General features: G+C 39.5%; 3 protein-coding genes. 1 reads left to right on the forward strand and 2 read right to left on the reverse strand.

Annotation, left to right across the window (positions count from 1 at the left end):
• The first annotated feature begins 118 nt into the window (after positions 1-118).
• Positions 119-21,682 (forward strand): DUF11 domain-containing protein, encoded by a 21,564-nt coding sequence (locus tag IPP61_02530; protein MBL0324049.1) that lies wholly within the window; start codon positions 119-121, stop codon positions 21,680-21,682.
• Positions 21,683-21,972: 290 nt separating this feature from the next.
• On the opposite strand, the gene IPP61_02535 is transcribed toward IPP61_02530, so the two are convergent.
• Positions 21,973-23,319, reverse strand: a complete 1,347-nt coding sequence (locus IPP61_02535) for a hypothetical protein (GenBank protein MBL0324050.1) — start codon at positions 23,317-23,319, stop codon at positions 21,973-21,975.
• A 30-nt stretch (positions 23,320-23,349) separates the two neighbouring features.
• Positions 23,350-24,354: a LacI family DNA-binding transcriptional regulator gene (locus IPP61_02540; protein ID MBL0324051.1), complete on the reverse strand. Its 1,005-nt coding sequence runs from the start codon at positions 24,352-24,354 to the stop codon at positions 23,350-23,352.
• Positions 24,355-24,409 lie beyond the last annotated feature (55 nt).

Below are 24,409 nucleotides of genomic sequence, written 5' to 3' on the forward strand. Positions count from 1 at the left end.
TTACTCTCCTTGTTTAGGTTTGACCATTAAATTGAATTCTGATCAAAATCATAAAAAATTATTAAGTGGCATAAATTTTGCTTTAGTTATAGGAATAACAGCACCAAACAGTAGGATTATGAAAAAGTTTTATTTCATTATTCTTACGGGCTTCCTAATATTAAACATAAACAAATCCTGGGCTCAGATTGCTTTGTCAAAGAGTGTTGACCAAGTTACAGCTGATCCGGGTACTCCTTTCACTTACACCATCCAGATTAACTGCCCCGGGACAAGCGGGACATGTTCTAATGTGGTTGTTACCGATTTGCTTTCTTCCAATCTTGATTTTTTGGCGGCAAGCTCTCCGACCGGTAATGTACAATCAGTGAATTACAATTCAGGTTCACATGAGGTTACAATCACAATGAACCCGACTTTAAACGGGACAAGTGATGAAGTGCAAATTGTAGCGGCATTTAAAAACTACACTCCAAATGGAACAGTTGCAAATAATACTGCCCAGGGTACTGGAGGTATTTTTTCTAATACGGTCTCTACCACTTTGACCAACGGATTTGTGTATTCATGGGCCAATACTATTTATACTTTTAAAAATGCGATTCAAGAAGCATCTGAAGGAAATGGGGTTTTATACACCTTTGCTTGGGCAAATAGCAGTCAGACTTACAGTATAAATAACCTTGAATTTACTGAAGTAATTCCTGCAGAAATGAGACTTACCATATTTTCACCAGTGGGATTCAGGGATGCTAGTGGAATTTTTTATAATATATATTACAAAACTAACTTAAATTCATCATGGACCCTTGGAGCTGGTGGAAGTTATGATTTATCACAGGAATATTATCTTTCTCCTGATGACATTGGGGTACCGATTGGAGAATACGTAACAGAATTAAGGTTTAATTACCTCCAACCTATTCCCGGAGGCGGTCAATTTTTTCAATGGTTGCCAAACTTTCACGAAGGGAGAATTTTAGGATATATATTACCTGGTACACCAATTGGTTCTACAGTAAATAACTGTGTTGCCGCAAATGGTGTAATGAATTCAGCCCCTATAAATGTAAATTCGTGTGCAAACGTTGTAACCTCAAGTCCAACCCAGGCCTTTGTAGTTGAAAATGAGATAGAAAACCCAAAATCAGGTTATCTTGCAGGAGATACATTGACATTTAATCTTTTTGGAGGAATTTCTGAAGTAACCGGATTAGACCAAATAAATCCTACTGTTATAGGTCTTCTTCCTCCTGAACTTGATTACATTTCATACACATCAAATGAAATGTGGGGGAATCCATTTGGAGGTACAAATCTACAACCGACATTTACAAAAATTGACAATTATTTAGGTACCGGTCAAACCTTTTTAAGGTTTAAATATAATTACACGGTAACACGACAATCTGACAAAACCGGGAAAACATTTAGGGTACAGATAAAAGCTAAAATAAAGTCAGGTGTACCATCTGGAACTTATCAAAACCGGAGTTATCAAACATCCGAATTAGGTGGAGAAGTTTTAGGAAGTCTTTGGTGGGATTGGTATGACCCAGCACTATATGGAACACATATTGATATCAACAATATGGATGGAGATGGATTCTCCAATGACACACTCCAGGCTGCCTACAGGAATTTTAATGTAGTTTTTCCATCAGGTGCCGGACTAGAGGCTATTCAATTTGTAAAAGGTACAAATGATAATTCATACAAGAGATATCCGGTATCAGGAAATTCTTCACCCGGAGGAAAAGCCGATGTTAAACTGGTAATCAAAAATTCGGGAAATGTAGCCTTAAAGGACATAAAAATCATTGATATTTTACCATATGTAGGTGATTCTGGAGTAATTGATTTATCAGCCCGAAGTTCACAATGGAGACCATTTTTGATAGACACTATTGTGAGTAGTGTTCCTACTGTACAGATATTTTATAGTACCGCCGATAAACCATGCAGAGATCAATTAACACCAGGAATTCCTTCACCCTGTGATGCCCCAGCATGGAGCTTAACTCCCCCATCTGACATTACGACTGTTCAATCGTTAAAGTTTGATTTTGGTACTCAGGTAATGGCCCCAGGAGATAGTATTGTGATTCAATGGCCAATGAGGGTTCCTATTAACACTTCAATAACCGGTCAACCTGCCTGGAATTCTTTTGGATATATTGCAACAAGAAATGACAATAATTCAGTATTATTACCATCAGAACCGATAAAAGTTGGGATAGAGTCCAATCCGGTAAATCCTGCTTTGATTGGCAATTATATCTGGTATGATAATAATGCTAATGGTATTCAGGATGAAGGGACTGCGAACGGTCAAAATAATCTTAGGGTAGATTTATTCCAAAAACTTGGGGCTATTCGTAATCCTTTAGCAGATTCATTAATAACCTATACTCTTTCAAGCAATTCCGGAGGAAATCCCGGATATTACCAATTTTCAAATATTCCAAACGGGAATTATTATGTAGCTGTTCATTTACCAACTCATTACATTGGGACGTTGGCCAATGCCGGAGGAAATGACAATCTTGATTCTGATGGAAGCCTTTTGGTAAATATCAGTGGAGATTCTTTGCTTTTGACTGACGACATAGTAGTTACCGGTGCAGAAAGCGTTTATATGGGTTTTGATCTTGGTATTCATCCGATTTGCGACAGTCCTATTTCTGCAACCGCAAGTGTAAATAGCCCGATTTGCGATGGAGGAACGGCAAACTTCACAGGTGGATCTGTTGGAGGAACATCGTTTTCATGGACAGGACCTAATGGTTTTACTTCGGGAATACAAAATCCAACATTATTAAATGTTTCTCCTTCAGAAGAAGGGATTTATACTTTGACTGTAAATGATGGTATTGCTTGCTCAGCCACTGCTACAGTTCAACTAACACTCACTCCGGATGTAAGTACTCCAGTATTTTCATTGGGTGTAAGTTCAACACGTTGTCAGGGGAATAACACTGTAACCTACACTGCAACAGCTGCCAACTCTACTTCGATTGCCTATACTTTGGATGCAACTTCACTGGCAGGTGGAAATACAATTAATGCATCAACTGGTCAGGTTACTTATGCAGCGGGCTGGTCTGGTACTTCAACAATAACTGCTACAGCTGCCGGATGTAATGGACCTGCAATTTCCAGTCATACTGTAACGATAACTCCAACGGTTTCTTTACCTGTTTTTGCATCTGGGGCAACTTCCACAAGATGTCAGGGAGTCGGATCAGTGACCTATAGTGCGACAGCCGCCAATTCTACGGGTATCACTTATACTTTAGATGCAACTAGTTTAGCCGGAGGAAATACGATAAATGGTTCTACCGGACAGGTTACATATTCAGGAACCTGGTCAGGAACTACAACTATTACAGCTTCTGCGGCAGGTTGTAACGGACCTGCGGTTTCAACACATGTTGTTACAATAACTCCAACCGTAGGCAACCCAGTTTTTGCATTGGGAGCGACTTCAAACAGATGTCAAGGTGCTGGATCTGTAACATATAGTGCAACATCGTCAAATTCTACAGGAATTACATATTCCCTGGATGCTTTAAGCCTGGGGGCAGGAAATACTATAAACAGTTCTACCGGAGAAGTAACATGGGTTGCTGGATGGACCGGATCATCTATTATTACAGCAACGTCAACAGGTTGTAATGGTCCTGTAAGTTCTACTCATACTGTTTCGAATAATGGATCGGTACAATCACCTGTTTTTTCGCTTGGTGCTACCTCTGTAAGATGTCAAGGGGCAACAACTGTGACTTATTCAGCTACTGCTACAAATGCTACCGGAATAACATATTCCTTAGACGCACTGGCATTGGCTGGCGGAAATACTATTAATAGTTCAACAGGTGCGGTAACTTATGTAGCTGGTTGGACGGGAACAACAACCATTACAGCTACTGCTTCAGGCTGTAATGGTCCAACTGTATCAACTCATGTAGTAACTATTACACCTACGGTTTCATTACCAGTTTTTGCATCTGGGTCAACGTCAACACGGTGTCAGGGTGCCGGAAACGTCACTTATACTGCTTCTGCTACAAATACAACTGGTATAACCTATTCGCTTGACGCGACTAGTTTAACAGGAGGTAATACCATAAATGCATCGACCGGAGAAGTAACCTATTCGGCAACCTGGTCGGGTACTTCGGTTATAACAGCATCAGCTGCAGGTTGTAATGGGCCAAGAACTGCAACTCATACTGTCACTGTTACACCAACTGTTGGAATTCCGGTATTTTCTTTAGGTGCTACTTCGACGGGATGCCAGGGAGCCGGAACAGTTAGTTATGGTGCAACAGCAAGTAACTCAACCGGAATTAGGTATTCTTTAGATGCTTTGAGTCTCGCCGGAGGAAATACAATTAACTCATCAACCGGAGCAGTTACATGGGTTGCAGGATGGACCGGTTCTTCGGTGATTACCGCAACCGCAACAGGATGTAACGGACCTTCTTCTTCCAATCATACTGTTACTGTAACAGGGTCGGTAGCTACACCAGTTTTTGCTTTAGGGGCAATCTCTACAAGATGCCAGGGAGCTGGAACAATAACCTATTCAGCAACTGCTACTAATTCCTCAGGAATTACTTACAGTTTGGATTTAACCAGCAGGCTGGCAGGCAATACAATTGTGGCAGCCACAGGTGCCGTTACTTTTGTGGCTGGTTGGACGGGTACATCAACTGTAACAGCTACAGCTACCGGATGTAATGGACCAACAACCTCTACACATACAATAACTATCACACCATCTGTTGGCACTCCATCTTTTGTATCTGGATCCAGCTCGACCCGATGTCAGGGAGCAGGTAATGTGACTTATACGGCGAATGCTACCAATTCAACTGGAATTACTTATTCATTGGATGCCACCAGTTTAGCCGCTGGAAATACAATAAACGCCTCCTCAGGTGAAGTTACTTATATAGGAACTTGGAGTGGAACATCAACTATTACCGCATCAGCTGCCGGTTGTAACGGACCTAGAACAGCAAATCATACGGTAACTGTGACACCTTCTGTTACTACACCAGTTTTTTCATTAGGAAGTAATTCGGTACGCTGCCAGGGGAACACTAATGTAATCTATACCGCAACTGTTTCAAATAGCACAGGTTTAACTTATTCTTTAGATGCAACCAGTTTAGCAGCTGGAAATACTATAAATTCTTCAAATGGCAGGGTAAATTATTCAGGTTCCTGGGTTGGGACTTCTTATATTACAGCAACCGCAACAGGATGTAACGGACCAACTACCGCAGTTCATGAAGTAACTACCAATTCAACAGTGGCTACACCTGTTTTTGCATTAGGTGCCACTTCAACAAGATGTCAGGGAATTGATACTGTAACCTATACTGCCACCGCATCTTATTCAACAGGAATAGTTTATTCGTTGAATGCAGCCAGTATTTCAGCAGGAAATACTATTAATTCAGCAACTGGTGAAGTGATTTTCACAGCCGGATGGACTGGAACATCAATCATAACTGCTACTGCAAGTGGATGTAATGGTCCAAAAACTGCAACACATACAGTAAGCATTATTCCCACAGTTGGAACTCCAGTATTTGCACTGGGAAATACCTCAGGAAGATGTCAGGGAGTAGGTTCTGTAATATATTCTGCCTCAGCTTCAAATAATACAGGAATCACTTATGAACTAGATCTAACAAGTATTTTGGCTGGAAATACAATCAACCCCACTACTGGTGAGGTAACATATGTAGCTGGTTGGTTTGGTACTTCAGAAATCACTGCCACTGCAACGGGATGTAATGGTCCAAAAAGTACAACCCATTTTGCAACTACTGGTCAACCTGTCGAAGCTCCTATTTTTCTTTCAGGTAATTCATCAATCAGATGTCAGGGAGCCGGTCCTGTAAGTTATGGGGCAACAGCAACTAATTCAACTGGAATCACCTATTCTCTAGATATTACTTCAAGAAATGCAGGAAATACCATTAATTCGAGTACCGGGGTTGTTACATTTGTGGCTGGTTGGTCCGGAAGTTCAACTGTAACTGCATCAGCAGCTGGTTGTGCAGGCCCTTTAACTTCAACACATAATATTACTACAACTCCAACTGTTGGAAATCCGGTTTTTGCATTAGGAAATTCTTCTACAAGATGTATTGCTGCTGGGTCTGTTACTTACTCTGCTAGTGCCACAAACAGTACTGAAACTAAGTATTATCTTGATAATACCAGCCAATTGGGTGGTAATACCATAGATTCACTTACAGGCGAAGTAATATTTGCACCGGGTTGGTTTGGGACATCTACTATAACTGTAACAGTTTGGGGTTGTAATGGTCCAAAATCCGCAAATCATATTGTGACCACAAATCAAGCTGTCCTTACTCCTGTGTTTAGTCTTGGGGCAAGTTCAGTTCGTTGTCAGGGAAATGGAACAGTTACTTATATGGCTACGGCAGCCAATTCTACAGGAATTTCATATTCTTTAGATGCAAGCAGTTTGGCAGGAGGAAATACTATAAATTCTAGTACCGGAGCTGTAACATTTTCATCGACCTGGACAGGTACTTCAACGGTAACTGCTACTGCTACAGGATGCTATGGGCCTACTCAACAAACGCATACTATAACCATAACCCCATCAGTTTCCACCCCAATTTTTTCTTTGGGTTCAACTTCCATAAGATGTCAGGGATCAAATGCTGTAACCTATACGGCAACTGCTACGAATTTTACTTCACTAATTTATTCTCTTGATGGACTAAGTATTTCCGGAGGGAACACAATAAATTCAAGCACTGGGGAGGTTACTTTTTCAGCAGGATGGAGTGGCACAAGTGTGGTAACTGCGACTGTAACTGGTTGTAGTGGACCAAAATCGTCAAATCATAACATTACTGTAACTCCAACTGTTGGTTTACCTATTTTTAGCTTGGGTGCTGGTTCAACCAGATGTCAGGGTGCTGGTACAGCAACTTATTCTGCTACAGCAACCAATAATACTGGCATTACTTATTCTTTGGATGCGACTAGCCTTTTGGCCGGCAATACAATTAATCCTTCCACCGGACAGGTAACTTTTGTAAATACATGGACTGGATTATCAACAGTAACAGCTTCTGCTACAGGATGTAATGGCCCAAGAATGAATAGCCATAACATAACTACTATTTATATTGAGGCATTTGATGATAATGCAACTGGTTTGCAAGGTAGTCCGACAATCATTCAGGTTTTAAATAATGATTTGGGTGATGTAGATCCAACAAAAATATCTATAGCATCTCAACCCAACAATGGTTTCATACAAATTGCCTCAAATGGCGAGATTACCTATCTGCCTAATGGTAACTTTTATGGTGTTGATCAGTTTACATACACTGTTTGTTCTGGAGGTTCCTCTTCTTGTTGTTCGCAGGCAACAGTATTTTTACAAATTGATGAAACATTAAATGATCCTTGTTCCGAAGCAACAAAGAGTAAAACTTATTATTTGCCTTTTCCGGAAAATACTAATTTTCTAAGGCAAGCTTTGTGGAATGCTGGTGATGTAAGTTACTTGACTGATTCAGCCAGAACAGTATTAAGTATAAAAATCCCTTATCCGGGAAATATTATATCATATGACCATTGGGAAGATGGTTATGAATCTGATATCACTATTCCTATCCAGCTTTCCACTGAAATCTGGGGTGATGGAATTTTAAATAATGGCGTTGCCCCAGGTTATCCTACTGATATAATTCCAGCGGGTGGGTACATTCTTATTGACAATCATTTCATATATAATCCAAGGGATCAAAATCAAATCTATTACGATGGAAAGGATAAAATATTAAGTTCGAGCGATATTGCTATTTCAAAAATTTCGGGAGATGCCGGATCAGCTACTGGAAGTAATAATTTTGATGTACAAAACCTAAAAACAAATGTTTTTGACATCACTCGATTCGGTAAGTTTTTTGTTGTGCCATTTGGAGAAGATGTGACCCTTGGGGGAACATCTGCATTTAAATTTACCGGTTTATTTGTTAGAGCCTCTAAAAATGGAACTATTGTAAATCTCGATTTGGATGGAGATGGATTAGTGGACTTGTCATCTCCAACTATGAATGAAGGTGATGTTATTTATTACAACGGAACGGCCTCAACACCAGGTTTACCTACTGACGTTAATCTGGCAAATGATATAAAATCAGGAGCAATTCTGACATCAAATAATGATTTTGGAGTAGATGTAGTTTTTGGAGGAATCGACCACTATGGCACCAGAAATATGGCACTACTTCCAGGTAATTATTATGGTGATACCTACTTCTCTCCAGCACATACTACTAATGCCATTGCTCCGGTATTTGCATTTTTCACCAACAATCTGGCTACTCCAATTACTATAGATTGGACTTCTGGCACGGGTGCAACAGGTTCTTTTGTCGTGGCAGGGAAATCAAATAATTATTTGGATTTAAACCAAAACGCAGGCTATAGATTTAAAAGTAGAAATGGAGAAGCTTATACCGCTGTAGCAGTTTTTGATGCCGATGCTACTGGGCTACAATATGACTGGTCATTTAATATGATTCCAGAATCACGCCTATCAACTTTTGCAAGTGTTGCATGGGCACCTGGCAGTAGTAATGGTACTGCAAATTATAATCCTGTATGGGTAACTGCTCCTACAGCAACAACTCTTTATATTAAATTTGATGGAAATTTAGCTACTCAAACTGCTACATTAAGCCCTTGTGGCATTCCATACGATATAGCTGTTCCGGTTTCTGCTTTACAAAGCTACAGGATCTTTGATACTTCAGACAACGACCAGACGGGTCTAGCTGTATATACTTGTGATGGAACTAAAATTGCTGCAGTTTGGGGACAAGACCCAAGTGTTGCTTTGCCAGGCTCCCCTGGAATGGATGTGGGTTATGTTCTGGAACCAAGATGCTTACAACAATTGATTATAGAAAATGACGATTTGAGTGATACTGAACCAGATACACCGGTAATTATTGAAGTACAAAACAATGATTATGGATTCCTTTGTACTCCTGATAAAAACTCGTTATCAACGCTTGGACTTCTACAACCTTCTAATGGTATAGTAATTAAAAATACCGATGGAACTGTAACATACACCCCAAATACTGGTTTCCAGGGTACCGACTATTTCGAGTATAGGGTATGTTCAGCCGAATATCCAAGTATTTGTGATGTTGCCATAGTAACCGTTCGCGTATCTACTTGTATTGCAAATCCAAATGAGAATCTTTTCAGAGGAAAAGTATTTGTGGAAGCATCACCTGATGATGCTACATACAATGGGGAAATGGGTGCCGCAGGGGTTCAAGTCGATTTGTACATCGATGCAAACTGTAATGGAATAATTGATATTGGTGAAGGCATAACAGAATCAACCGTTTCCGATATAGGTGGCCGTTATTCATTTAGTACTCAGGATGGTAACAATGCCAGAGATAATTTTGATCCAACTGCAGCCTTCAATGGTAATGATGGGGGACTATTATGGAACAACAACTGGACAGAATCTGGTGATGACGGCTCTTTTTCTTCAGGTGATATTAGAGTGACTACTGATGCCAGTACCGGTGGCATGGGAAATGCCATCAGGTTATCCGGACCCTCAAATGGAATTAGCAGATCACTAACTTTTAATAACACTGTAAGTGCATTATTGAAATTTAGTTATCGGAGACAGAGTCTTGACAGACAAGGAGAAGGCGTAAGCGTTTTAATAAATGGTACTACTGTATTTACCTTAAATGACGGTCAGGCTGTAGGAACAGACCTAAACTATACCAATGTGTACCTTCCACTTTCAGCGTATAATGCCAACGGGGTTAACACATTACAATTTATTACCAATGGTTCTGTGTCAACTGATGACTATTTCTGGATCGATAATGTAGAATTGTCTTATTATAGAAACCCCCCAATCTGTTATGTTGCAAAGGTCAATACTGCTTCTACTTTAGGTGCTTATTCTCCTTCTTTGCTTGATACACAGACAGCTACTTTTAATGTTTTAGGTGTTTGTGACAAAGATAATTATCTGGGGGTAATACCTCATCTGGTAGCTACTGATGACAATGCATTTACCACAATAGACAATGCAATAGATATTAATGTAATTCAAAATGAATTTTTAGGAAAGCCTGACACAAGTTTAGTTTCTTTCACAGGTGTTTCGATTGTGCCAGCTCATGGTACTGTGAGTGTTAACCAGGATGGAACAATACGGTATATTCCTAATCCAGGATATTTCGGAACTGATCAATTTGAGTATCGGGTTTGTAGTTTAGAAGACTCTAATGTTTGTGATATTGCATTAGTAAATGTTACAGTTTCTTGTGCCTCCAGCCCACTTTCAAATGCTGTAACAGGAACTGTTTTTGTTGACGGTAACAGTAATGGATTATATGGTTTAGGAGAAACAGGATATGTAAATGCCGGAGTCAATTTGATTTTGGATCAAAATAATAATGGTGTGCCAAATGTGGGCGAACCTACAGTTCAAACAACATTAACTGATTCAACCGGCTATTATGAATTCCACATTGACCCTCCAACCAATTCGCTGAATTATCTTGACCAGTTTAATTTCAGTGGAATATCAAACCAATCAAATGGTAGTACCAGCTGGACTAATAGCTGGATAAAAATTGGTGAAGGTGGCACTTTTAGTCAGAATAACATTCAAATTTCAAGTTCCACAGGTCTTCAAATCCAATCTAGTGCTGGAGTTGTAAGTGGTGCTTACAGGTCCCTAAATTTGAATGGAGCACTTTCTGCAACAATGTCAGTTTCATTTAATGAACAAAACCTTGAATTGGAAGTTAATGACTATGTTGATTTACAAATTGCGAATTCAGCAAGCCCTTCATCATGGCATTTACTTAAAAGATTTACCGGTGCTGATGGTAATCAAACCGGTTCAATAAGCTTTGATATAAGTGATTATATCTCATCTGCCACAACAATTAGATTTGTGACCTCGGGTAGTACCTTGATGGTGCCAGGCGATGTTATTTATTTTGATAACGTACAAGTTGATTATTTACAACCTGTTGCCGCCAATTATGTTGTTCAGTTAACTCAACCAATCCCAACAGGTTACTCATTGACTACACCATTGCCTAACCCAACTGGTTATTATGCCGTCGGTTTTGCATCTTCCGGTCAGGGGGAATGTAATAAAAACTTTGGTTTGGCTGTTACTGACCTTGCTGTAACAAAAATTGTTGACAATTCTACGCCTTATGTGGGTGATACAGTAACATTTACTATCACTGCCACTAATAATGGACCGACAGCAGCATCTAATGTAGTGGTGTCTGATGTAGTTCCTTCAGGATATAATATTGTAGCAGCAGCTTCCTCAAAAGGAACCTGGGTTGGAAACTCATGGAATGTTGGTTACATGAACAATGGAGATACTGAAAATCTACAATTAACAACCAGAGTTGTTCCTTCAACCGGGTATATTAATATTGCAAATATAGCCGGAGATCAGGCGGACGTATTCTTGACCAATAATACTGATTCGGCTTCCACAAATCCGACAGCCTTGATAGACCTTGCACTTGATTTGAGTACAAGTAATGCAAATCCTAATGTAGGTGATGTTTTGACATTTACTATTGATCTTACAAATGCTGACTATAGTCCTGCCACAGGAATAATAGTGAAGAGTGTTATTCCGAATGGATTTGGGTCAATTTCTTCAATTAGTGATGGGGGTTCCATTGCAGGTAATGAAATCACCTGGAATCTTGCCAGTTTATCAAATAACACTAATAATTTACTTACTTATCAGGCAACAGTGCTGGCTCCCGGATCTGGGGTAACCTATAATACATTGGCCCAGGTTACAGCAGCAAATGAACTGGATTTTGATTCTACTCCAAATAACAATGTTTCATCTGAAGATGACCAGGACACTATTTCAGTTGTTCCTCAGGTGGCCGATTTACGTTTAACTAATCAAATTTCAAGTATCCTTCCTAACGTTGGAGATGTGGTAACCTATACTGTGACAGTTTATAACGATGGACCTGATGCAGCTACAAATGTTGATATTTCAAATGTCATTGATAATGGTTTTAATACCATTACAAACATAAGTGGTGGAGGAATTCTTACAGGGAATACTATTGAATGGAATATTGGAAGTTTATTAAGTGGGCAAAGCAGAACATTTACTTATCAGGCAACTGTATTGGCCCCAGGGCCAGGAATTGGTCAAACCAATATAGCTCAAGTTTCAGCTTCTGATCAATTTGACCCAGATAGTAGTCCAAATAATAATTTAAACACAGAGGATGATCAGGCAGAGGTTACTGCATTGTTGCAAGGTGCCAATTTAAGCCTTCTCAAATCTATAAACGATTCAACTCCAAACATTGGTGATATTGTAACATTTTCGATTGTTTTGTCTAATTCGGGACCAGATGCTGCAACTAATGTGAGTATTGAAGATGTAATTCCTAATGGTTATTCTTTGGTCTCAAATATAAGTAATTCAGGTATTTTAACAGGAAATACGATAAATTGGAACATACCGAACCTTTCAAATGGTTCTAATATTACCCTAACCTATCAGGCAACTGTAAATGCCCCGGTATTTGGAATCAATTTTACAAACACTGCCCAGATAACCGCTTCTGACCAGTTTGATCCAAATAGTACACCAAGTAATGATAATCCGGTTGAAGATGATCAATCTTCTGTTACATCGGTTCCAAGGGTAGCAGATTTGGCATTAACCAAAAGTGTAAACAATCCTGCTCCTCAGGTTGGGGAAGTGGTTACATTTACAATTGAAATTCAAAATTTCGGACCAGATAGTGCAAATTTTGTATCTGTAAAAGATACGATTCCGAATGGTTATACTAATATTTCAAATATTACTGGAGGAGGAATTTTGACTGGGAATGTTATTAACTGGAATTTTGCCAATATACCTTTTGGAATTAACCAAACAGTCACTTATGAGGCTACCGTACTACCTCCACTTCCGGGAGTAATTTATACCAATATTGCCCAGGTTTCAGCTAGTGATGAATTTGATCCAAACAGTACCCCAAATAATAATAATTTCCTTGAAAATGATCAGGATGGTGTAACGGTTGACCCTAAAGTAGCAGATTTAAGTATAATTAAGCAAATTAACAATATCAATCCTTTAGCCGGTGATATGGTCACGTTCACAATTACACTTAGTAATTCCGGGCCTGATACCGCTTCAAATATTGTTATATCAGATAAAATTCCAAATGGCTATTCAGGCATAACCAATATTACCGGAGGAGGAAACTTTGTTGGTGATAGTATAACATGGTTTGTCCCTTCATTAGCAATTGGTCAAAATGAAGTTTTCACTTATCAGGCTACTGTTTTACAGTCTGGAGCCGGAATAAGTCACACAAATATTGTTCAGGTTCAAAGTGTAAACGAATACGATCCAAATAGTATTCCCGGAAATGGAAATACAGGTGAAAATGATCAGGATGAAGTTACTGCTGTACCTCAGCAGGCAAATTTAAGTTTGATTAAGACTTCAAATACCCTCCTGCCTGATATGGGTGACACGGTTACATTCTTTGTGAAAATTAAAAATGCCGGACCATTTGCCGCAACTAATGTATATGTTAGAGATTCTATTCCAAATGGATATTCCAACATAATGAATGTGAGCCATTCTGGTACAATGGTGGGCAGTAATCTTGAATGGTATATTGCAAATATTCCAAATGGGGATTCTGTTACCGTTACTTACCAAATAGTTGTTGCCGAGCCAGACCCAGGAATTAATTTTACCAATATTGCTCAAATCACCGGTTTAGATCAATTTGATCCGAATAGTACTCCAGGAAATAACAACCCTGCTGAAGACGATCAGTCACAGGTAACCCTATCTCCAACTGAGGCAAATATTTCTTTAGTTAAAACAGTTAGCAATATCAGACCTAACGTTGGAGATGTAATTACTTTTATCTTGACACTAACCAATGCCGGTCCTGATACCGCCACTGGTATAGATGTGGAAGACATTATGCCGAATGGCTATTCCAACATTACAAATATTAGTCATGGGGGAACAAGAGCTGCCAATATTCTTCATTGGAATAATTTGACGATTCCAAATGCCGGAACTTTGGTATTGACATATCAGGCAACGGTTCTTCCAATAATTGCCGGAAGAAATTATAACAATATTGCTCAGTTGATTGGTTTAGACCAGCATGACCCTGACAGTACTCCGGGCAATGATAACCCGGCTGAGGATGATCAGGATGAAATCATTGTCTCTCCAAGGTCTTCCGATATTTCTTTGGTGAAAGTTGTTAGTGATGCCAACCCTAATGTGGGTGATACAATCACTTATACCGTAAAAGTTTATAATGCCGGACCAGATACTGCCACCAATATCGTGGCGGGTGACTTCCTGCCTAATGGTCTGATTAACATCCGTAATATCTCGGCTTCTGGTGTGTATGCAGGTGATTCTATCGTTTGGAATATCGCTTCGATAGTTCCTGCTGACAGCATCGTGCTTACTTATCAGGCTACGGTGGCTGCTCCGGGTTTTGGTGTGACTTTCAATAATATTGCTCAGATTCTCGATGTGGATCAGTTTGACCCTAACAGTACTCCAGGTAATGACAATCCTGCCGAAAATGATCAGGATGAAATCACTATTGTGCCTCAGGTGGCCAATATTACACTTACCAAATCGGTAAATAATATCAGACCTAATGTGGGAGATGTGGTGACATTCACTATCGCTTTGGCTAATGCAGGACCTGATACAGCAACAGGTGTGGCTGTCGAAGATATTATGCCAAATGGCTTCAACAATATCATCAACATCAGTAATGGTGGCTTGCTTTCAGGATCAACTATCAATTGGACAGGACTTTCTGTTCCTGCCAACGATACTTTACTCTTGACTTATCAGGCGACTGTTTTACCACTTTTACCTGGAAATAATTATAACAATATCGCTCAGATTACTGATACCGACCAGCATGACCCTGACAGTACTCCGGGCAATGATAACCCTGCTGAAGATGATCAGGATGAAATCATTGTCTCTCCAAGGTCTTCCGATATTTCTTTGGTGAAAGTTGTTAGTGATGCCAACCCTAATGTGGGTGATACAATCACTTATACCGTAAAAGTTTATAATGCCGGACCAGATACTGCCACCAATATCGTGGCGGGTGACTTCCTGCCTAATGGTCTGATTAACATCCGTAATATCTCGGCTTCAGGTGTGTATGCAGGTGATTCTATCGTCTGGAATATCGCTTCGATAGTTCCTGCTGACAGCATCGTGCTTACTTATCAGGCTACGGTGGCTGCTCCGGGTTTTGGTGTGACTTTCAATAATATTGCTCAGATTCTCGATGTAGATCAATTTGACCCTAACAGTACTCCGGGTAATGACAATCCTGCCGAAAATGATCAGGATGAAATCACTATCGTGCCTCAGGTGGCCAATATTACACTTACCAAATCGGTAAATAATATCAGACCTAATGTAGGAGATGTAGTGACATTCACCATCGCTCTGGCTAACGTCGGGCCAGATACAGCAACAGGTGTGGCTGTCGAAGATATTATGCCAAATGGCTTCAACAATATCATCAACATCAGTAATGGTGGCTTGCTTTCAGGATCAACTATCAACTGGACAGGACTTTCTGTTCCTGCCAACGATACTTTACTCTTGACTTATCAGGCAACTGTTTTACCACTTTTACCTGGAAATAATTATAACAATATCGCTCAGATTACTGATACCGACCAGCATGACCCTGACAGTACTCCGGGCAATGATAACCCGGCTGAAGATGATCAGGATGAGATAATTGTCTCTCCAAGGTCTTCCGATATTTCTTTGGTGAAAGTTGTTAGTGATGCCAACCCTAATGTGGGTGATACAATCATTTATACCGTAAAAGTTTATAATGCCGGACCAGATACTGCCACCAATATCGTGGCGGGTGACTTCCTGCCTAATGGTCTCACTAATATCCGTAATATCTCGGCTTCAGGTGTGTATGCAGGTGATTCTATCGTTTGGAATATCGCTTCGATTGACCCTGCTGACAGCATCGTGCTTACTTATCAGGCTACGGTGGCTGCTCCGGGTTTTGGTGTGACTTTCAATAATATTGCTCAGATTCTCGATGTGGATCAATATGACCCTAACAGTACTCCAGGTAATGACAATCCTGCCGAAAATGATCAGGATGAAATCACTATCGTGCCTCAGGTTGCCAATATTACACTTACCAAATCGGTAAATAATATCAGACCTAATGTAGAAGATGTAGTGACATTCACTATCGCTCTGGCTAATGCAGGACCTGATACAGCAACAGGTGTGGCTGTCGAAGATATTATGCCAAATGGCTTCAACAATACCATCAACATCAGTAATGGTGGCTTGCTTTCAGGATCAACTATCAACTGGACAGGACTTTCTGTTCCTGCCAACGATACTTTATTATTGACTTATCAGGCGACTGTTTTACCGCTTTTACCTGGAAATAATTATAACAATATCGCTCAGATTACTGATACTGACCAGCATGACCCAGACAGTACTCCGGGCAATGATAACCCGGCTGAGGATGATCAGGATGAAATCATTGTCTCTCCAAGGTCTTCCGATATTTCTTTGGTGAAAGTTGTTAGTGATGCCAACCCTAATGTGGGTGATACAATCACTTATACTGTAAAAATTTATAATGCCGGACCAGATACTGCCACCAATATCGTGGCGGGTGACTTCCTGCCTAATGGTCTCACTAATATCCGTAATATCTCGGCTTCAGGTGTGTATGCAAGTGATTCTATCGTCTGGAATATCGCTTCGATTGTTCCTGCTGACAGCATAGTGCTTACTTATCAGGCTACGGTGGCTGCTCCGGGTTTTGGTGTGACTTTCAATAATATTGCCCAGATTCACGATGTGGATCAGTTTGACCCTAACAGTACTCCAGGTAATGACAATCCTGCCGAAAATGATCAGGATGAAATCACTATCGTGCCTCAGGTGGCCAATATTACACTTACCAAATCGGTAAATAATATCAGACCTAATGTAGGAGATGTGGTGACATTCACTATCGCTTTGGCTAATGCAGGACCTGATTCAGCAACAGGTGTGGCTGTCGAAGATATTATGCCAAATGGCTTCAACAATATCATCAACATCAGTAATGGTGGCTTGCTTTCAGGATCAACTATCAACTGGACAGGACTTTCTGTTCCTGCCAACGATACTATACTCTTGACTTATCAGGCGACTGTTTTACCACTTTTACCTGGAAATAATTATAACAATATCGCTCAGATTACTGATACTGACCAGCACGACCCTGACAGTACTCCGGGCAATGATAACCCTGCTGAAGATGATCAGGATGAAATCATTGTCTCTCCAAGGTCTTCCGATATTTCTTTGGTGAAAGTTGTTAGTGATGCCAACCCTAATGTGGGTGATACAATCACTTATACTGTAAAAATTTACAATGCCGGACCAGATACTGCCACCAATATCGTGGCGGGTGACTTCCTGCCTAATGGTCTGAGTAATATCCGTAATATCTCGGCTTCTGGTGTGTATGCAGGTGATTCTATCGTCTGGAATATCGCTTCGATAGTTCCTGCTGACAGCATCGTGCTTACTTATCAGGCTACGGTGGCTGCTCCGGGTTTTGGTGTGACTTTCAATAATATTGCCCAGATTCTCGAAGTAGATCAATATGACCCTAACAGTACTCCGGGTAATGACAATCCTGCTGAAAATGATCAGGATGAAGTGAACATTTTGTCAAAAGTAGCCGATATCAGCCTGGTAAAAACTGAAGATTTAACTACTCCAATTGTTGGTGACACTGTAAATTATACAATTACGATTATTAACGCCGGCCCGGACACTGCTACAAACGTTGCGGTAAACGACATAATTCCAAATGGTCTGGGTAGTATAATGAATATCAACAATGGTGGAGTATTGAATATTTCAAATATTAACTGGAATATAGTCTCAATTGCAGCTAATGACACCGTTTTTCTGAATTATTCAGGAATCGTTCAGCAACCTGTTTCCGGAGTAACCTATCTCAATACTGCCGAAATAACAAGTTCTGACCAGTTTGACCCTAATAGTACACCAGGAAATGGTGTGACGACTGAGGATGATTATGACGAACAAAATCTAATTGTAGATAGCTCAGTTCCAGTAGCAAATGCAGGTGCAGATTTTAACAAAACATGTATTATCAATCCATCTGGAAGAACTATCGGAGAAGCATCTCAAGTGAATCATTCTTATAGTTGGTATCCGTCAACTGGTTTGAGTGACACAACCATCTCTAATCCGGTGGCCAATCCATTGGTTACGACCACATATTATGTTACAAAAACCAATCTCAACAATCTTTTCTTTGATGTTGATACCATTACGGTTACTGTAAATACAACAATTCCGTCGATCTCTGCTGGTGCCGATTTCACAATAAGTTGTTCGCAAAACCCAACCGGGAACTTTATAGGAGAAGTTTCTCAAGCCGGACATTCTTATGCATGGACTCCTTCTTCAGGATTAAGTTCAGCCGTGATATCAAGACCTATGGCCAGACCTTCTGTTACTACGACTTACTATATGTCAAAAACCAGGATTGCAAATGGTTGTGTCGGTTATGATACCATAACGGTCACTGTTGATACTCTCAAGCCTATTGCAGCAATTTCCGGAATAGATACAATCACCTGTGCAAAAACCTCAGTAATGAGGGTAGCGAGCGGAGGTGTGACATATGCATGGTCTGATGGACTCGGAACCAATGACTCGGTAAATATTTCAAGCCCTGGAACGTACAATGTTACTGTTACTGCAACCAATGGTTGTACCTCAACCGCCTCCGTTGAAGTATTCAGAGACATCGTTGTTCCGGTGGTAAATATATCGGGTATGGATACGCTATTTGTCACCGGTCAAACTGTTGCCAGGGTTGCAAGTGGTGCTAGCACATATTCATGGTCAGCCGGACTTGGAACCTCAGACTCTGTAAACATTTCAATTCCTGGAACTTACACTGTTACGGGCACTGCCTTAAATGGGTGTACAGCCACAGCAAGTACCACTGTTCTCCAGATGATTTATGGATCCATCGGTGATCAGGTTTGGAGAGATGACAATCAAAATGGTAAATTTGATTTGGGTGAAAGTGGATTGCCAAATGTTAAACTATATCTGGCTGATACCTCAGGAATAATTCTTGATTCAGTTTTAACAGATTCAAATGGTAAATATTTGTTTGATAGTCTGTTAGCAGGTGAATATTTAGTGAAAGTTCAGATTCCATCCGGATTTATTTTCACAAATAATAATTCAGTGTCTGCTGATTCTTCTTCTGATTCTGATTTTGACCGTATATCTGGATTCTCCACAAAAGTAACGGTAAGTGCAGCATATCCAAGAAGGCATCTCAGAAGAGATAATACAGAAATTGACGCCGGTTTTATAAAAGTCGGAACCATCCGGGATATGGTTTGGGAAGATACGAACAGAAATGGTATCAAGGATAGCACCGAAACTGGTATTTCGGGTGTTACAGTGAGGATTTATGATTATTCTAATAACCTAATCTCAAGCAAAACAACAGACTCAACGGGCAATTTCGAATTTGACAGCCTTACCATTGGTCAGTATTATGTTAGTTTTGTAAAACCACTTCTCTATGAAGCATTTACACTGAAAAACCAGGGATTGGATAGTTCCAAAGACAGTGATGTAAACGTATTAACGAGCAGAACTGACCTGATTACTATTTCTTCGGCAGGAAATGAGGAGATAATAAAATTGGATTCAGCAGATGCCGGATTAATGCTTTATGAAAAATCAATAATTGGAGATTTCGTATGGAATGATCTTAATGGAAATGGTATTCAGGAAATAGGTGAGCCTGGATTGGACAGCATAAATGTCACCCTTACAGGAATAACTTATCTTGGAGATACGATAAATATCAACACTTTAACTGATTCATTGGGTAAATATTATTTCACAAATATTGACCCGGGCACTTATCAGATTAATGTTGATCTGCCTTCAGGATTTGCTTTTGCACCTGAAAATCAAGAAATTACAGATACATTAGATTCTGATATAATAAACGCATTTGGAGACTCCTCGCCGATTGTCATTACAGGTGGACAAAATCTGGATAATGTCGATGCCGCTCAGTATCAATTTTCAACTCTTTCAGGTATAGTTTGGAATGATGACGATCGCGATGGACTTCAAGTTTTGACTGAATCACCCATGCCGAACACCACGGTATATTTAACTGGTGTAACCGGAAGCGGATCACTAATAAACCTAAGTACAATTTCAGACTCAAATGGCCTCTTTAATTTTGATAGTCTGGCTCCTGGTCAATACTCGGTTAGTATTCTAAAGCCAAGCGGCTTCGTATATTCTCCAACAGATTCCGGATCTGATGACAATCTTGACAGTGATATTAACGCTGGAACTGGTATTTCAACAAATTATACGATTACAAGTGGAGAAATAAATAATTCTGTTGGCATTGGTATTTTCGCACAAATTCCGGAAATAACATTGGTAAAAACAGGTATTTTGTCCGGAAAAGGCTTTGTAGGTGATACTATCAATTATACATTTACTGTTACCAACACAGGAGAAAATACCCTCAGGAATATTTATATCATTGACAGTTTGCTGAATGCTTCTCCAATAACTTTGAGTCCTGATTCACTATTGGCTGGACAAAGCGGAACAGCAACCGGTTCTTATATTTTGACTCCAACTGACATAATAAGAGGTTCTGTGAGTAACTCGGCAATTGTTTATGGTACTGACCCCGAAGGTGATTTGGTTTCAGACATTTCCGATGACAATAATCCGGCAAATCCTGGACTGAATGACACCACAGTTGTAACGATACCAAAAGTTGACTTTGCATTAAGTTCCAACATAATCGGCACTTGTGAGGTAGCAATAGGCGACACCGTTACTTATCAGGTAGTGGTCACCCGTCAGGATACTATGTCATTGCCTTCAGCAGTGATTATTTCCGACAGTCTGCCATCAACAGTAAGTTTTGTATCGGCAACGACCACGAATGGTACCTTCAACAGTGCCACTGGAGTTTGGGACAACCTGAGTCTTTCTAGCGGTCAGTCTGATACATTGACAATAAGAGCTCGAGTCTTGACACAAATTGGCGGCCTGATGTGTAACATCGCTTATATTGATTCTTCAGAATACAACGATGTTGATTCCAATCCGGGAAATCAGGTAAGCACTGAGGACGATTACACTAAATCATGTAAAAGTCTGCCAATCAACATTTGTGTTTCAAAAGGTGAGACTACTACCCTTTCGACCACCACAGGCCATACTACCTACCAGTGGCAACGAAATGGCGTGGATATTCCCGGAGCAAATACTTCAAGTGTAACGATATCTGCCGCAGGTGACTACACCGTCATCATTGATGGTCAGGCTTGTATAAGTGGCTGTTGCCCAATAATCGTTCAGGATAGTTGTTATTGTCCGCCTGCGATTTGTGTCCCATTGAAAATAACCAAAACTAGATAAATAAACTACATTTCCCCGGCTCCGGTCGGGGATTTTTTTAATCCTAAATTTCGGATTTCGAAATAATGGAAATTGGATTAAACCTCAATTTATTTTAATCAAGAATACGGTCAGATTATCAGTGCGTTGTTTACTTAAATCCGGGGGAAAACATTAATGCTTTCATTAGAAAAACTTCATATTTCATATTATTAAAAGGAAAATCGAATAGGATAATATTCGAAAAAAAATATGCCGGAGTTCTTTTACAAACTTCCGGCAAATGAATATTTTTAAGATTGCAGGTAGGGTTATTTTATTTTCAAAAACTCTTTAAAATATAAAATAGGATAAACAAAAAACAGGAATAAGCCAACCTGCAGGAAAACCTGAGCGGTATTGATAAGAAGAAAAATATTACCGGAAGTTTCGATTTTTGGCAAAATAAACATTGAAAACACGGGCACCAACAACAATAAAATAATCAGCATTCCTTTGTAAAAATTGACGCTTTTCAATGATAAAAACATGCCTGCAATTATTGAAATTGGCAGAAATATTCTGCTTAAAAAAAGAGAATAACGTAGATCCTGACTACTTGAAGGTGTAAGCCTGATATGAAACCAATAAGAATATAAAGCATATCCAAGAAGCAAAATTGACACAAAATATACCAGGTTTTTCCTGCTGAACCGAAGATTTATTATTTTTTTAGAGATGGAGAAAGGCACAAATAACGTGACCACCAGAGCAATAATATCAACAAACGGAATAAAAAAGCCCATGTATAACCAGTTGCTATTTCCTACTTTATCATAAAAATACATCGTAATATATTTCCTGAAGAAAATAGCCGAAATAGATAAAATCCCCAAAAAACCTATGGCTGAAAGAACCAACCCCGGTCTGTTTGAAAACAATGAAACCGAAGAATTACCCAACATCGCTATCAGCAATGAAGACAACATCCAGTAAATCAATGTTTTGAAAACAAAAAATATAATTATTAAGTAAGACTTTTTGAGTGGAAATTCGACATCAAATCTCCAGGATTTTAAACCAAAAAACTGGTGGTTTATTTCATGAAACAAAATAAATAAGGCTGCCCATAACACACTTTGAACAAATGCCAGACCAAAATCAAGCAATATTCCTTCGGCCTGAATCCATTGAAGCCAACCTAATTTGAAAAACGGCAACAAAACTGACATATTACCAATAAAAGAATTGGCTATCAGTAAATTAACCAATGGAACGAAACCCATTAGAATCGGAAGAAAAATAAGTTTGGGAGCTTTTTTTAGAAAAATAAATATCAAAAAAGGAATAAAATAGCACACAGACTGCATCAAAAGGTTATCATAGTCCAGCCTGATTGGACTAGTAGTAAAATATATCGGAATACTCGTAAAACCGATACTGAGTATTGCCATTAAAATATTCTGACCTTTTGAATCAAGAATCCTACGCCCAACCCACCAAAAAACCGCCCAATCGAAAACATTGAAAGCAAAATAAAACAGGAATACCTTTTGAGGATCAGCCAAACCTAAGTTTTGCCCCTGATACAGGAAACTCAGTAAAAGATTTTTTACAAATAATATAAAAAATACCACCCAGAATTCGGTAATACTAATGATTTTGACCTTGGTCGTCATAGTGATTTTGTAAGAAAGTGAACAAATATACTACTCAATTTTTAATTTGGTTTCGAGTATTATATTTTCAAATTCTTTATTTTTTTTCTTCGATTCAATTGAGTCAATTAATATTCGGGCAGCATTCCGGCCAATTTCATAGGCTGGTTGAACCACTGTTAATATTTTGGGATTGAATAAATGGGAGACCGACAAATTGGTAAATCCCAGAAAAGGAACCGGTTTTTTGGAATAAGGTTTATTCTTCAAAAATGCCTCATAACAGTTTAGGGCGAGTCTGTCACTGGCAACAAAAAATGCTTCGGGTTGTAACTCAGAAATTAATTGATTCATCGTCTGGTAAGCCTCTTCAGGGTCAAAACCACAAAATTTTATTAACTTAGGGTCAACTTCGATTCCATTTTTAATCAATGCATCCTCGTAACCCTCCAGTCTTTCACGTGTTATTGAAAGACTCGGTGGACTGGTGATATGAGCAATTTTTGAGATCCCAAGGGTTTTTATCAGATATTCGGTGGCGTCATAAGCTCCTTTAAAATTATCAGAAACCACCCTATGGTAAGTTCCAAACTCCGGTACACGATCAAAAAAAACTACCGAATATGGGTCTCGACTATATTGCATCACGTGCTCAATCCCATTGGTTTTACCTGAAAGTGATATCAAAAGACCATCAATTTTCCGGGTTGCCAGGTGACGTACATTGTCAATTTCCTTTTCCAAGGACTCATGGCTCTGACAAATTACTACCTGATAGCCACGACCATTGGCTTCATCCTCGATACCATTGATGGCCATAGAGAAAAAATTATTGGCTACCTCCGGCACCACAACTCCAATACTCCAACTTTTATTTTCTTTTAAACTTAGAGCTATAGGATTAGGGCGATAATTAACACTTTTTGCATACTCAACGACCATTTTTTTTGTTTTTTCGTTGATTTCATAGCTGTCGTTCAAAGCCCTTGATACCGTGGATGTACTCATCCCCAAGGCTTTAGCAATATCTTTCAGGGTGCTTGGTTTGGTTTCCACTTAATTTTTAATCGATTTGGTTTTAAAAATAACAAATCTATGAAAACGATTGCAT

It is taken from the genome of Cytophagaceae bacterium (assembly GCA_016722655.1).
Lineage (GTDB): Bacteria > Bacteroidota > Bacteroidia > Cytophagales > Spirosomataceae > Leadbetterella.

Excerpts from the sequence above, each read along its gene's own strand:
- IPP61_02530 (MBL0324049.1), top strand. The coding sequence starts at position 119 with ATGAAAAAGTTTTATTTCATTATTCTTACGGGCTTCCTAATATTAAAC.
- IPP61_02535 (MBL0324050.1), bottom strand. The coding sequence starts at position 23,319 with ATGACGACCAAGGTCAAAATCATTAGTATTACCGAATTCTGGGTGGTA.